Origin of the sequence: Pseudomonas sp. 22072 (genome assembly GCF_052046095.1) — a bacterium.
Lineage (GTDB): Bacteria > Pseudomonadota > Gammaproteobacteria > Pseudomonadales > Pseudomonadaceae > Aquipseudomonas > Aquipseudomonas paracarnis.
Genome location: NZ_JBQEQE010000008.1, coordinates 118,814 through 132,402, shown reverse-complemented (window position 1 = coordinate 132,402; position 13,589 = coordinate 118,814). Strand labels below are relative to the sequence as shown.

15 protein-coding genes are annotated in these 13,589 nt (G+C 61.1%); 14 read left to right on the top strand and 1 reads right to left on the bottom strand.

The annotated features are described in order from the left end of the window. Nucleotides 1–341 precede the first annotated feature (341 nt). The 12 genes from ccoN (at nt 342) to hemN (ending at nt 11,530) form a co-directional block, all read left to right on the top strand. Entirely contained in the window at nt 342–1,784 is a 1,443-nt protein-coding gene (ccoN, locus tag ACTJLA_RS10945; protein WP_014719443.1) for a cytochrome-c oxidase, cbb3-type subunit I, read from the top strand. Beyond that, on the top strand, nt 1,784–2,392 hold the full coding sequence (gene ccoO, locus ACTJLA_RS10940; RefSeq protein ID WP_003193167.1) for a cytochrome-c oxidase, cbb3-type subunit II: 609 nt from the start codon (nt 1,784–1,786) through the stop codon (nt 2,390–2,392). Before ccoN ends, ccoO begins: the two co-directional genes overlap by 1 nt. A gap of 5 nt (nt 2,393–2,397) precedes the next feature. Beyond that, on the top strand, nt 2,398–2,583 hold the full coding sequence (locus ACTJLA_RS10935) for a CcoQ/FixQ family Cbb3-type cytochrome c oxidase assembly chaperone (protein WP_003193169.1): 186 nt from the start codon (nt 2,398–2,400) through the stop codon (nt 2,581–2,583). Continuing rightward, on the top strand, nt 2,580–3,557 hold the full coding sequence (gene ccoP, locus ACTJLA_RS10930) for a cytochrome-c oxidase, cbb3-type subunit III (protein WP_014719444.1): 978 nt from the start codon (nt 2,580–2,582) through the stop codon (nt 3,555–3,557). The genes ACTJLA_RS10935 and ccoP overlap by 4 nt, the downstream gene beginning before the upstream one ends. Before the next feature lie 170 nt (nt 3,558–3,727). Further along, nucleotides 3,728–3,982: a type II toxin-antitoxin system Phd/YefM family antitoxin gene (locus tag ACTJLA_RS10925; protein WP_034128400.1), complete on the top strand. Its 255-nt coding sequence runs from the start codon at nt 3,728–3,730 to the stop codon at nt 3,980–3,982. Next, a complete protein-coding gene (locus ACTJLA_RS10920) occupies nt 3,982–4,392 on the top strand; it encodes a type II toxin-antitoxin system VapC family toxin (protein ID WP_034128399.1) in 411 nt (136 codons plus the stop codon). Before ACTJLA_RS10925 ends, ACTJLA_RS10920 begins: the two co-directional genes overlap by 1 nt. A gap of 207 nt (nt 4,393–4,599) precedes the next feature. Beyond that, complete coding sequence (gene ccoG / locus ACTJLA_RS10915) at nt 4,600–6,003, top strand: cytochrome c oxidase accessory protein CcoG (RefSeq protein WP_034128398.1); 1,404 nt, start codon at nt 4,600–4,602, stop codon at nt 6,001–6,003. 14 nt (nt 6,004–6,017) lie between these two features. Beyond that, the gene (locus ACTJLA_RS10910) at nt 6,018–6,557 is read left to right on the top strand and encodes a FixH family protein (protein WP_014719446.1); all 540 of its coding nucleotides are present in this window, start codon (nt 6,018–6,020) and stop codon (nt 6,555–6,557) included. Between the two features lie 125 nt (nt 6,558–6,682). Next, a complete protein-coding gene (locus ACTJLA_RS10905) occupies nt 6,683–9,133 on the top strand; it encodes a heavy metal translocating P-type ATPase (protein WP_314546964.1) in 2,451 nt (816 codons plus the stop codon). Nucleotides 9,134–9,155: 22 nt separating this feature from the next. After that, entirely contained in the window at nt 9,156–9,368 is a 213-nt protein-coding gene (gene ccoS, locus ACTJLA_RS10900) for a cbb3-type cytochrome oxidase assembly protein CcoS (protein WP_054898601.1), read from the top strand. Beyond that, nucleotides 9,361–10,044, top strand: coding sequence for a sulfite exporter TauE/SafE family protein (locus ACTJLA_RS10895; protein ID WP_034128395.1), 684 nt, complete (start codon nt 9,361–9,363; stop codon nt 10,042–10,044). The genes ccoS and ACTJLA_RS10895 overlap by 8 nt, the downstream gene beginning before the upstream one ends. Before the next feature lie 103 nt (nt 10,045–10,147). Beyond that, on the top strand, nt 10,148–11,530 hold the full coding sequence (gene hemN, locus ACTJLA_RS10890; protein WP_034128394.1) for an oxygen-independent coproporphyrinogen III oxidase: 1,383 nt from the start codon (nt 10,148–10,150) through the stop codon (nt 11,528–11,530). Here hemN and ACTJLA_RS10885 read toward each other — a convergent pair whose 3' ends face one another. Next, entirely contained in the window at nt 11,531–11,998 is a 468-nt protein-coding gene (locus ACTJLA_RS10885; protein ID WP_314546957.1) for a hypothetical protein, read from the bottom strand. Between the two features lie 152 nt (nt 11,999–12,150). Between ACTJLA_RS10885 and fnr the strand changes: the two genes are divergently transcribed. Together fnr and ACTJLA_RS10875 are read left to right on the top strand one after the other, a co-directional pair. Next, nucleotides 12,151–12,885 (top strand): fumarate/nitrate reduction transcriptional regulator Fnr, encoded by a 735-nt coding sequence (gene fnr / locus ACTJLA_RS10880; protein ID WP_005790290.1) that lies wholly within the window; start codon nt 12,151–12,153, stop codon nt 12,883–12,885. A 76-nt stretch (nt 12,886–12,961) separates the two neighbouring features. Next, on the top strand, nt 12,962–13,510 hold the full coding sequence (locus ACTJLA_RS10875) for an adenine phosphoribosyltransferase (RefSeq protein ID WP_034128393.1): 549 nt from the start codon (nt 12,962–12,964) through the stop codon (nt 13,508–13,510). Nucleotides 13,511–13,589: the final 79 nt, after the last annotated feature.

Sequence of the window (13,589 nt, the reverse complement as noted above, 5' to 3'; positions counted from 1 at the left end):
CCCAACGGGAGCAAGCTCCCTCGCCACAGGCATAAGTCGCGACCAAGTGTCGCACCCTCGCGACACCCAACTTTCCCCTCCTCCTATTCGGGTCTACGCTTGTTCCCACAGTGGAGCAATTCTGGCGTAGGCGACGGTATCCGTTGCGCCCTCTAAAATTCCTGTCCACTTGATCAGCTTTCTATTTCGGTCTTTATCCTTACACCAAACATGGAAAGGGCGCAGAATCTGGCGTGGAACGCATTGATACAGGTCAGCCATTGCGTTGCAATGGCCCCTCGGTTTCTACATACTTGCGGCCGATTTTACCTATAAAAAAACCTAAACCGTGGAACCTTAGAATGAGCACAGCAATCAGTCCGACTGCTTATAACTATAAGGTAGTCCGCCAGTTCGCCATCATGACGGTGGTCTGGGGGATCCTTGGCATGGGGCTCGGGGTGTTCATCGCCTCGCAACTGGTTTGGCCGCAATTGAATTTCGACCTGCCCTGGACGACTTTCGGCCGCCTGCGCCCACTGCACACCAACCTGGTGATCTTCGCCTTCGGCGGATGTGCACTGTTTGCCACCTCCTACTATGTCGTGCAGCGCACCTGCCAGACGCGACTGATTTCCGATGGTCTGGCCGCCTTCACCTTCTGGGGCTGGCAGGCGGTCATCGTCGGCGCCATCATCAGCCTGCCCCTGGGCTACACCACTACCAAGGAATACGCCGAGCTGGAATGGCCGATCGCCATTTTGCTTGCCATCGTGTGGGTGACCTACGGCCTGGTGTTCTTCGGCACCATCGTCAAGCGCAAGACCAAGCACATCTACGTGGGCAACTGGTTCTACGGGGCCTTTATCGTGGTCACGGCGATGCTGCACATCGTCAACCACGCCTCCCTGCCGGTGAACCTGTTCAAGTCCTATTCGGCCTATTCCGGCGCAACGGACGCGATGATCCAGTGGTGGTACGGCCACAACGCTGTAGGCTTCTTCCTCACCACCGGTTTCCTGGGGATGATGTACTACTTCGTGCCCAAGCAGGCCGAGCGTCCGATCTACTCTTATCGCCTGTCCATCGTGCACTTCTGGGCGCTGATCACCCTGTACATCTGGGCCGGCCCTCACCACTTGCACTACACCGCTTTGCCGGATTGGGCACAGTCCCTGGGCATGGCGATGTCGATCATCCTGCTGGCGCCAAGCTGGGGCGGCATGATCAACGGCATGATGACCCTCTCGGGCGCCTGGCATAAGCTGCGCACCGACCCGATCCTGCGGTTTCTGGTGGTGTCCCTGGCGTTCTACGGCATGTCGACCTTTGAAGGTCCGATGATGGCGATCAAGACCGTCAACTCGCTGTCCCACTACACCGACTGGACCATCGGCCATGTACACGCCGGGGCGCTGGGCTGGGTGGCGATGATCTCCATCGGCGCGCTGTACCACATGATCCCCAAACTGTTCGGCCGCGTGCAGATGCACAGCGTCGGGCTGATCAACGCGCACTTCTGGCTGGCCACTATCGGCACCGTGCTCTACATCGCCTCGATGTGGGTCAACGGCATCACCCAGGGCCTGATGTGGCGTGCGATCAACGATGACGGCACCCTCACCTACTCCTTCGTCGAAGCGCTGCAAGCCAGCCACCCGGGCTTTATCGTACGTGCCCTGGGCGGTGCGTTCTTTGCCAGCGGCATGCTGTTGATGGCCTACAACGTCTGGCGCACCGTGCGTGCCAGCGACCCTGTAGAAGCCGAAGCCGCCGCCAAGATCGCCGTTGTGGGAGCTCACTGATGAAGCATGAAGTAGTCGAGAAGAACATCGGCCTGCTGGCCTTCTTCATGGTCATCGCCGTGAGCATCGGCGGCCTGACCCAAATCGTCCCGCTGTTTTTCCAGGACGTGACCAACAAGCCGGTCGAAGGCATGAAGCCGCGCACCGCCCTTGAACTGGAAGGCCGCGACGTCTACATCGCCAACGGTTGCGTGGGCTGCCACTCGCAGATGATCCGCCCGTTCCGCGCCGAAACCGAACGCTACGGCCACTACTCGGTCGCCGGTGAAAGCGTGTGGGACCACCCGTTCCTGTGGGGTTCCAAGCGCACCGGCCCGGACCTGGCCCGTGTGGGTGGGCGTTACTCCGATGACTGGCAGCGTGCGCACCTGTACAACCCGCGCAACGTGGTACCTGAGTCGAAAATGCCGGCGTACCCGTTCCTCGTGGAAAACAAGCTCGACGGCAAGGACACCGCGAAGAAGATGGAAGTCTTGCGCACCCTGGGCGTGCCCTACACCGACGAAGACATCGCCGGCGCAGCCGCAGCCGTGAAGGGCAAGACCGAAATGGACGCATTGGTGGCCTACCTGCAAGGCCTTGGCACCATCATCAAAAGCAAACGGTGACCTACATGGATATCGGGATGATTCGTGGCCTGGGCACCGTTGTGGTGATGGTGGCCTTTATCGGCCTGGCGTTGTGGGTGTTCAGCCCACGGCGCAAGTCGGAGTTTGACGACGCGACCATGCTGCCCTTTGCAGATGATCCCGAAGCCATCAAGCACGTCGAGCAAGCTTCTAGGAGTAACAAAGAATGACTACGTTCTGGAGTCTGTACGTCACAGTCCTCAGTCTGGGTACCATCTTCGCCCTGACCTGGCTGCTGCTGTCGACCCGCAAGGGCCAGCGCACCGAACAGACGGACGAGACCGTCGGCCACTCGTTTGACGGCATCGAGGAGTACGACAACCCGCTGCCCAAGTGGTGGTTCATGCTGTTTGTCGGCACCATCGTCTTCGCCCTTGGTTACCTGGTGCTCTACCCTGGCCTGGGCAACTGGAAGGGTCTGCTGCCAGGCTACAACTACCTCGACAACGACAAGCAAACCCCGTTCGCCAACGGCCAGACCGGCTGGACCGGCGTGCACGAATGGGAAAAGGAAATGGCCAGATCGGAGGCCAAGTTCGGGCCGATCTTCGCCAAGTTCGCATCGATGCCCATTGAAGAAGTCGCCAAGGACCCGCAAGCCTTGAAGATGGGCGGTCGGCTGTTTGCCTCCAACTGCTCGGTGTGCCACGGCTCCGACGCCAAGGGCGCCTACGGCTTTCCCAACCTGACCGACGCCGACTGGCGCTGGGGTGGCGAACCCAACACCATCAAGGAAACCATCATGAAGGGCCGCCACGCGGTGATGCCAGGCTGGGCCGAAGTCATCGGCGAGCAAGGCGTGGCTGACGTAGCAGGCTTTGTGGTGACCCAACTCGATGGTCGCAAACTGCCGGAAGGTGCCAAGGCCGATGTGGCCAACGGTGAGAAACTCTTCGCCGCCAACTGCGTGGCCTGCCACGGCCCGGCCGGTAAAGGCACCCCCGCCATGGGCGCGCCGGACCTGACGCATCCGGGTGCGTTCATCTACGGTTCAAGCTTTGCGCAACTGCAGCAGACCATCCGTTATGGCCGCCAGGGCCAGATGCCGGCGCAGGAGCAGTTGCAGGGCAATGACAAGGTGCATTTGCTGGCGGCGTATGTGTATAGCTTGTCGCATGGGGATAAGAAGGCTGAGGAGCAGTAAGACCTCTGAAACAATAATCGAGCCCCGCGCAGCGAATGCTGGCGGGGCTTTTTTGTTTTAGCTGCGAAACTTTCAAAGCCAAATCTACCGTTCGTAGCCTCAACCTTGCCGCGCGCACTCGCCAGGTAGTAACGTAACTACATTCAGTCCAGCGAAGGGGGACCTACCCCATGACCATCACGACCATTTCCAGCCGCGAATTCAACCAAGACACAAGTGGTGCCAAAAAAGCCGCCCGCAAAGGGCCGGTTTTTATCACTGATCGCGGCAAGCCTGCCCATGTACTGCTAAGCATTGAGGACTACCAGAAGCTGACAGGTCTGAATGCCGACATCGTTGACCTGTTGGTGATGCCGGAAGCGGCCGATATCGACTTCGAAACCGAACGTGCCGTGATCATTCATCGACCCGTGGACTTTTCTTGATGTATTTGCTCGACACGAATGTGATCTCTGAACTGCGTAAACCTCAGGCTGATGCGAATGTCGTGGCTTGGGCAAAAAGTGTGGTGGCGCCACGTATGTTTATTTCGGCGATCACGCTGAAGGAATTGGAAACCGGAGTCCTGCGAATTGAGCGGCGAGACCCGGCACAGGGGAAGGTGTTGAGAGCCTGGCTCAAGCGTCATGTGATGCCCGCCTTTGATGCCAGAATCCTGCCCGTCGATGCAGCAGTCGCGTTGCGTTGCGCACACTTGCATGTACCCGACCGAGCCAACGAAAGTGATTCATTGATTGCCGCAACTGCGCTGGTTCATGGGCTCACCGTCGTCACGCGCAACATCAGCGACTTCCAATCGAGCGGCGTTGCACTGATCAATCCATGGGACGAATGACCGGCTTACCGACAAAAACCGTCCATACTTGCCAAGTCAATTGATCCAGGTCACGTACACCATCAATTGATTTCCCCCAACGCGACCAAAGGTCGCACCCTTTGCGCACCATCGGGGGCGTATCATTAGGCCACTGCAACACCCTTAATTTGACCCCGGCTGGCACGTACTGGCCGAGGCAAATCTCCACCGCCGTGGGATGCAATGATGAGCGACCAGATACCGGTACATGACGTTACCCCGCCTGCCAAGACCGTCGACCTCTACGCTTCGCGTGAGAAGATTTACACCCGCGCCTTCACTGGCTTGTTCCGCAACTTGCGCATGGTCGGCGGTGCCGCTCTGTTCCTGTTGTACTTCGGCACGGTGTGGCTGAACTGGGGCGGTCACCAGGCGGTGTGGTGGAACCTGCCGGAGCGTAAATTCTTTATTTTCGGCGCAACGTTCTGGCCCCAGGATTTCATCCTGCTGTCGGGCATTCTCATTGTCGCGGCCTTTGGCCTGTTCTTTATCACCGTATACGCCGGGCGCGTGTGGTGCGGCTATACCTGCCCGCAAAGCGTGTGGACATGGATCTTCATGTGGTGCGAAAAGGTCACCGAAGGCGACCGCAACCAGCGCATCAAGCTCGACAAAGCGCCCATGAGCGCCAACAAATTCCTGCGCAAGTTCAGCAAGCACAGCCTGTGGCTGCTGATCGGCTTTGCCACCGGCATCACCTTCGTCGGCTACTTCTCGCCGATTCGCGAACTGGTGTTCGACTTTTTCACTGGCCAGGCCGATGGCTGGTCGTATTTCTGGGTGGGTTTCTTCACCCTCGCCACCTACGGCAACGCCGGCTGGCTGCGTGAGCAGGTGTGCATCTACATGTGCCCCTATGCGCGCTTCCAGAGCGTGATGTTCGACAAGGACACCTTGATCGTGTCCTATGACCCCCGCCGTGGCGAAGTGCGTGGCCCACGTAAAAAGGGTACCGACTACAAGGCCCAGGGCCTGGGCGACTGCATCGACTGCACGATGTGCGTGCAGGTATGTCCTACCGGTATCGATATCCGCGACGGGCTGCAAATCGAATGCATCGGCTGCGCCGCCTGTATCGATGCCTGCGATAACATCATGGACAAGATGGAGTACCCACGCGGCCTGATCAGCTACACCACCGAACACAACCTTTCGGGGCAGAAAACCCATAAGCTGCGCCCGCGCCTGATCGGTTACGCCCTGGTATTGCTGGCGATGATCAGCCTGTTGGTGGCCGCCTTCTTCATGCGCTCGCTGGTGGGTTTCGACGTCAGCAAAGACCGCGTGCTGTATCGCGAGAACGCCGAAGGACGCATCGAAAACGTCTACAGCCTGAAGATCATGAACAAAGACCAGCGCGACCACACCTACGTGCTCGACGCCGCTGGCCTGCCGGACCTCAAGCTGCAAGGCCGGCGCGAAATCAAAGTGGCCGCCGGCGATATCGTCAGCATGCCGGTGGAGTTGTCGAGTGCGCCCGAGCAGTTGCCGTCGAGCACCAACGAGGTGACCTTCATCCTCGAAGACGCCGATGACACCAGCGTCCATATTGAAGCCAAGAGCCGATTCATCGGCCCACAAGTCCGTTAACAGGGAACATACGCATGCCCGCAACTACTGCCGCCAGCCCTTGGTACAAGCACCTCTGGCCCTGGATCATCATCGCGATTCTGGCCTGCTCGGTGACCCTGACCTTGTCCATGGTGACCATCGCAGTGAACAACCCGGACAATCTGGTCAACGACAACTACTACGAGGCCGGCAAAGGCATCAACCGTTCCCTGGACCGCGAACGCCTGGCCCAGACCCTGCAACTGCGCGGCAAGCTGCACCTGGACGAACTGACCGGCGAGGTCGAGCTGCAACTGACTGGCTACAGCAATCCAAATACCCTGGAGCTGAACCTGATCTCCCCGACCCAGCCAGAGAAGGATCGCAAGATCAACCTCACCCGCAGCGACAGCGAGCCCGGCCGCTACATTGGCCAGGTCACCGACAAGGTCGAAGGTCGCCGTTTCGTGGAACTGCTTGGCGTGGAAGGCGGCAACACCTGGCGCCTGTTCGAAGAGGAAGAGGTCAGCCATGACAAGGATTTGTTGCTGGGTGACGAACCGTTGCAGGGCGCTGAAGACTTGAAGAAGTAGACGATGATCGTTCCCACGCTCTGCGTGGTAACGCCTTGCTGGACGCTCTGCGTCCGCTTTGTGACGCAGAGCGTCACGGGCAACATTCCCACGCAAAGCGTGGGAACGATCTGCGGAACCGAGTAATGACCCAACCCACCCCCTGCTACCACTGCGCCCTACCCGTCCCCTCCGGCAGTCGGTTCACCGCCCAGATCCTCGGCGAACGCCGCGAACTCTGCTGCCCGGGCTGCCAGGCCGTGGCCGAGGCGATAGTGGCCGGCGGGCTGGAAAGCTATTACCAACACCGCAGCGAAGCCTCGGCCAACCCCGAGGCGCTCCCCGTGCAATTGGTGGACGAGCTGGCGCTGTACGATCGCGCCGATGTGCAAAAACCCTTTGTCCGCCATCAAGGCGACCTGGCCGAAACCACCTTGCTGATGGAAGGCATCAGTTGCGCCGCCTGCGGCTGGTTGATCGAGAAACACCTGCGCAGCCTGCCTGCGGTGGCCGAAGCGCGATTGAACCTGTCCAACCACCGCCTGCACGTGCGCTGGGCCGATGGGCAATTGCCGTTGAGCCAACTGCTCAGCGAGCTGCGCCATATCGGTTACGCCGCCCACCCTTACCAGGCCGACCGCGCCGCCGAACAATTGGCCAGCGAGAATCGCCTGGCCCTGCGACAACTGGGGGTCGCCGGCTTGCTGTGGTTCCAGGCCATGATGGCAACCATGGCCACCTGGCCGGAATTCAATATTGACCTGAGCCCGGAGCTGCACATCATCCTGCGCTGGGTCGCAATGTTTCTCACCACGCCCATCGTGTTCTACAGCTGCGCGCCCTTCTTCAAAGGCGCCCTGCGTGACCTGCGCACGCGCCACCTGACCATGGACGTGTCGGTGTCCCTGGCGATTGGCGGCGCGTACCTGGCCGGCATCTGGACGGCGATCACTGGCGTAGGCGAGTTGTATTTCGATGCCGTGGGCATGTTTGCCCTGTTCCTGCTGGCCGGACGCTACCTTGAGCGCCGCGCCCGGGAGCGTACTGCCGCAGCCACCGCCCAACTGGTCAACCTGTTGCCCGCCTCCTGCCTGCGCCTCAAGGACAATGGCCAGAGCGAACGCATCCTGCTCAGCGAGTTGGCACTGGGTGATCGTGTGCTGGTGCATCCCGGTGCGGTGCTGCCGGCGGATGGGGTGATTCTCGACGGCCAATCCAGCATTGATGAATCCCTGCTGACCGGCGAGTACCTGCCGCAACCTCGGCGCACGGGTGAGAGCGTCACGGCCGGCACGCTGAATGTCGAAGGCGCGCTGACCGTCCAAGTACGCGCCCTGGGGCATGACACGCGCCTGTCCGCCATCGTGCGCCTGCTGGAGCGCGCCCAGGCCGAGAAGCCGCGCCTGGCGCAGATCGCCGACCGCGCTGCACAGTGGTTCTTGTTGTGCTCGCTGATCGCCGCCGCACTGATCGGCCTGCTGTGGTGGGAGCTGGACCCCACCCGGGCGTTCTGGATTGTGCTGGCGATGCTGGTGGCGACCTGTCCGTGCGCCCTGTCGCTGGCCACGCCCACCGCCCTTACCGCAGCCACCGGTACCTTGCACAGTCTCGGGTTACTGCTGACCCGCGGCCATGTGCTGGAGGGCCTAAACCAGATCGACACGGTGATTTTCGACAAGACCGGCACCCTCACCGAAGGGCGCCTGGCGTTGCGCGCCATCCGGCCCCTCGGCGCGCTGGACAGCGACCAATGCCTGGGCCTTGCCGCCGCCCTGGAGAACCGCTCCGAACACCCGATTGCCCGTGCCTTCGGCCGTGCGCCGCTGGCCGCCGATGAAGTGCTGAGCACGCAAGGCCTGGGCCTGGAGGGTCGTGTGGGAGAATGTCTGTTGCGCATCGGCCAGCCGGGTTTTGTCTGTGAACTCAGTGGCTGCACGATTCCCGCCTCGCCGGACGAAGCCGGGCAATGGCTGCTGCTGGGCGACCGCAGCGGGGCGCTGGCCTGGTTCGTACTCGACGACCGTCTGCGCAGCGACGCCCCCGCCTTGCTGGCCGCATGCAAGGCGCGGGGCTGGCGCACGCTGTTGCTCTCCGGCGACAGTTCACCGATGGTAGCCAGTGTCGCCTCTGAGCTGGGTATCGACGAAGCCCACGGCAGCCTGCGCCCTGACGACAAGCTGCAGGTACTGCAAAACCTGCACAAGGAAGGTCGCAAAGTGCTGATGCTGGGCGATGGGGTCAATGATGTGCCGGTGTTGGCTGCTGCCGATATCAGTGTGGCGATGGGCTCGGCCACCGACCTGGCAAAAACCAGCGCCGATGCGGTGCTGTTGTCCAACCGCCTGGATGCGCTGGTGCAGGCCTTCAGCCTCGCGCGGCGCACCCGCCGAGTGATCATCGAGAACCTGTTGTGGGCCGGGTTGTACAATGGCCTTATGCTGCCGTTCGCCGCCCTGGGTTGGATCACTCCGATCTGGGCGGCCATCGGCATGTCCCTCAGTTCGTTGACCGTGGTACTCAACGCGTTGCGCCTGACTCGCCTGCCGAGCGCGCAAGCCCCGGGTACCGCCCCAGCAACCCGCCCGCTGCCGGCCTGAGCCGCGTGGGCATGGAGTACAGATGCCAGCTCTCTATGTGATGATTCCGGCAGCACTGCTGTTAGTGGGCGTGGCCATCTACATCTTCTTCTGGGCCGTGGACAGCGGCCAGTACGAAGACCTCGATGGCCCGGCCCATAGCGTGCTGTTCGATGACCAGGACCCGAACCACCTGGCCGCCATCGATGAAGCCAACAACCCCGAGCAACCGCCCAAAGAGCCCCCTCATGCTTGAGCTGATGCCCTTGCTGGTCTCGGCGCTGATCCTCGGCCTGCTCGGTGGTGGCCACTGCCTGGGCATGTGCGGTGGGTTGATGGGCGCGCTGACCCTGGCGATTCCCAAGGAACAACGCAGCCGCCGTTTTCGCCTGCTGCTGGCGTACAACCTGGGGCGCATCCTCAGCTATGCCACCGCCGGTTTATTGATCGGCCTGGCCGGCTGGGCGGTGGCCAACAGCCCGGCAGCGATGTTCATGCGTGTGCTCGCCGGCCTGCTGTTGGTCTGCATGGGCCTGTACCTGGCCGGCTGGTGGAGCGGCCTCACCCGTATCGAAAGCCTGGGGCGCGGCCTGTGGCGGCATCTGCAGCCAGTGGCCAACCGTTTGCTGCCGGTGTCCAGCCTGCCCCGCGCCTTGTTGCTGGGTGCGCTGTGGGGCTGGTTGCCGTGCGGGCTCGTCTACAGCACCCTGCTATGGGCGGCGAGCCAGGGCAATGCGCTGGACAGCGCCTTGCTGATGCTGGCGTTCGGGCTGGGCACCTGGCCGGTGCTGCTGGCCACCGGGCTGGCCGCCGAACGGGTGACGGCGTTGTTGCGCAAGCGCAGCGTGCGGGTGGCCGGCGGGGTGCTGGTGATGATCTTCGGCCTCTGGACCTTGCCCGGCCCCCATCAGCACTGGCTAATGGGGCATTAACAGGCCCTGTGGCATAGCGCCGCTCCCCGTTGATGCAAATCAACATGCCTTGCCTGCCCTGCCCCTAGACTCGGCCCACTAGCCAATCCGGGGGACCGCCCGCATGCTCGACGCCATTCGTTGGGACACAGATCTGATTCACCGCTACGACTTGGCGGGGCCGCGCTACACGTCCTACCCCACCGCCGTACAATTTGACAGCCAGGTCGGCACCTTCGACCTGCTCCACGCCCTGCGTGACAGCCGCAAGGCAGTGCGGCCACTGTCGCTGTACGTGCATGTACCCTTCTGCGCCAACATTTGCTACTACTGCGCCTGCAACAAGGTGATCACCAAGGACCGGGGGCGCGCCCAGGCCTACCTGCAGCGCCTGGAGCAGGAGATCCAATTGGTGGCCTGCCACCTCGACCCGCAGCAACCCGTTGAGCAACTGCATTTCGGCGGCGGTACGCCAACGTTTCTCAGCCACGATGAACTGCGCCAGGTGATGACACGCCTGCGCCAGCATTTCAATTTGCTGGATGATGACTCGGGCGACTACGGCATCGAAATCGACCCGCGCGAAGCCGACTGGGCCACCATGGGCCTGCTACGCGAACTGGGCTTCAACCGCGTGAGCATCGGCCTGCAAGACCTCGACCCCGAGGTGCAACGGGCGGTCAACCGCCTGCAAAGCCTGGAGGAAACCCGCGCCGTGATCGATGCAGCGCGCACCTTGCAATTTCGCTCGATCAATATCGACCTGATCTACGGCCTGCCCAAGCAGTCGCCGTTGAACTTTGCGCGCACCGTGGAGGAAGTTATCCGCTTGCAGCCTGACCGCCTGTCGGTATTCAACTACGCGCACCTGCCGGAACGCTTCATGCCCCAGCGGCGGATCAACACCGACGACCTGCCCTCGCCGGCAGAAAAACTGCTGATGCTGCAAACCACCATCGAACAACTGACCCAGGCCGGTTACCGCTACATAGGCATGGACCACTTTGCGCTGCCGGACGACGAACTGGCGGTGGCCCAGGAAGAAGGCAAGCTGCAGCGCAACTTCCAGGGTTACACCACCCACGGGCACTGCGACCTGATTGGGCTGGGGGTGTCGGCGATCAGCCAGATCGGCGACCTGTATTGCCAGAACAGCAGTGACCTGAACCAGTACCAGAATGCCTTGGCGGGCGCGCAACTGGCGACCAGCCGCGGCCTGGTCTGCACTACGGACGACCGGTTGCGACGGGACGTGATCCAGCAGTTGATCTGCAATTTCAGCCTGGCATTCGAGGGAATCGAACAGGCGTACAACATCGATTTTCGCGGCTATTTTGCCGAGTCATGGCCGCAATTGCAGACAATGGCCGATGATGGCTTGATCGAACTGGACGCTCAGGGCATTCGCGTGCTGCCAGCCGGGCGCTTGTTGGTGCGCTCGGTGTGCATGGTGTTCGATGCCTACCTGGAGCACCAGAACAGGCAACGGTTTTCGCGGGTGATTTGATTACATCGCCAGGGAGGCAGCTTTCATCGAATCCTCGGCACTCATGCCTTTCATCGCCTTGGCCAGCGACGTCTGAGCCGACATCAGGCCAGCCTGCAGCGAACCGATCTCGGTCTGCAGCGCGCTCGCCTTGGCACGCGCCTCTTCAGGGGAAAGATTACTGTCCGCGGCCACCGCCGCCAGTTCGGCCTGTTTTTCGGCGATCTGTTGCTTCAGTTGGCGGATCATTTTCAGTACCTGTTTGACGTTGTCTTCCAGGCCACTGTCATCGATGTCCGCATTGCTGCGCTGCTCCACGCCTGCCGCTTTGAATGCCGCAGCGGAAATAGTCACTGTCACACCTTCCACGACCTTGATTTCAGAAGATTTTTCAAGGGTGGGACCTTCGTCCTTGAGCGCAGTAACCGGCTTCGCGTCAGGCACAACAGGGATGCGAATAGCCGGGTTGTAGGCCGCTATAACAGACATGATCCGAGCTCCGTCTAAGAGATGTGCTCTTTGTATCGACCTCAAGCAACAAATCTTTATACCTGTGCAGGTTTTCTGTACACGCTGGCCTCGCTGCCCCCCAGTGCGTTACCCTTACGTCTTATGTGTGTTTTCCCACAAGGATTTAAGAAATGTCCGAGCCAGTCAAACTGCGCGCTCACAGCCAGGCCCATTGCAAGGATTGCAGCCTGGCCCCCCTCTGCCTGCCACTTTCGTTGAATCTGGAAGACATGGATGCGCTGGACGACATCGTCAAACGCGGCCGCCCACTGAAAAAAGGCGAGTTTCTGTTTCGCCAGGGCGACAAGTTTGATTCCGTCTATGCAGTACGCTCGGGCGCGTTGAAGACCTTCAGCCTCAGCGACGGCGGCGAAGAGCAAATCACCGGTTTCCACCTGCCAAGCGAGTTGGTCGGGCTGTCGGGGATGGACACCGAGATTCATCCGGTATCGGCCCAGGCCCTGGAAACCACGTCGGTGTGCGAAATTCCTTTCGAGCGCCTGGATGAACTGGCCCTGCAACTGCCGCAATTGCGCCGCCAGTTGATGCGCGTGATGAGCCGCGAGATTCGTGACGACCAGCAAATGATGCTGCTGCTGTCGAAGAAAACCGCCGACGAGCGTATCGCCACGTTCCTGGTCAACCTGTCGGCGCGCTTTCGCGCCCGTGGGTTCTCGGCCAACCAGTTCCGCCTGAGCATGTCGCGCAATGAGATCGGTAATTACCTGGGCCTGGCAGTGGAGACCGTGTCCCGCGTGTTTACCCGTTTCCAGCAGAACCAGTTGATTGCCGCCGAGGGTAAAGAAGTGCATATCCTCGACCCGATCCAGCTGTGTGCATTGGCTGGCGGTTCGCTGGAGGTCTGATCCAGGCTGCGGCCGCGCCAATCGGCGAGGCCGCAGGTATACTTCGAGTCCGTTTTCCGCTCTGGACTCCTCGACGATGACTTTTGATTCGTTCGACATCAAATCCCTGATTCGCCCCGTTATCGACTTCCCCAAGCCGGGTGTGATCTTTCGTGACATCACGCCGCTGTTTCAATCGCCCCGCGCCCTGCGCCTGGTGGCCGACAGCTTTGCCCAACGCTATGTCGAAGCCGATTTCACCCATATCGGTGCAATGGATGCCCGTGGCTTCCTGATCGGCTCGATCATCGCCTACCAACTCAACAAGCCGCTCATCCTGTTCCGCAAGCAAGGCAAGCTGCCGGCGGACGTGCTGGCCGAGGGTTACCAGACCGAGTACGGCGAAGCCTTCCTGGAAGTGCACGCCGACAGCCTGTGCGAAGGCGATTCCGTGCTGATGTTCGATGACCTGATCGCCACCGGCGGCACCCTGATTGCGGCGGCGAACCTGGTGCGGCGCATGGGGGCAAAGATCTTTGAAGCCGCGGCGATTATTGATTTGCCGGAGCTGGGTGGCTCGCAGCGGTTGGCAGACATGGGGATTCCGACGTATTGCCTGACGCAGTTCGGGCTGACCGAGAGATAAGCGTCGTCAGTACTGACGCTTTCGCGGGCAAGCCCGGCTCCCACCGTGGAATNCCCGCGATGAGGCCGAAAGAACACCC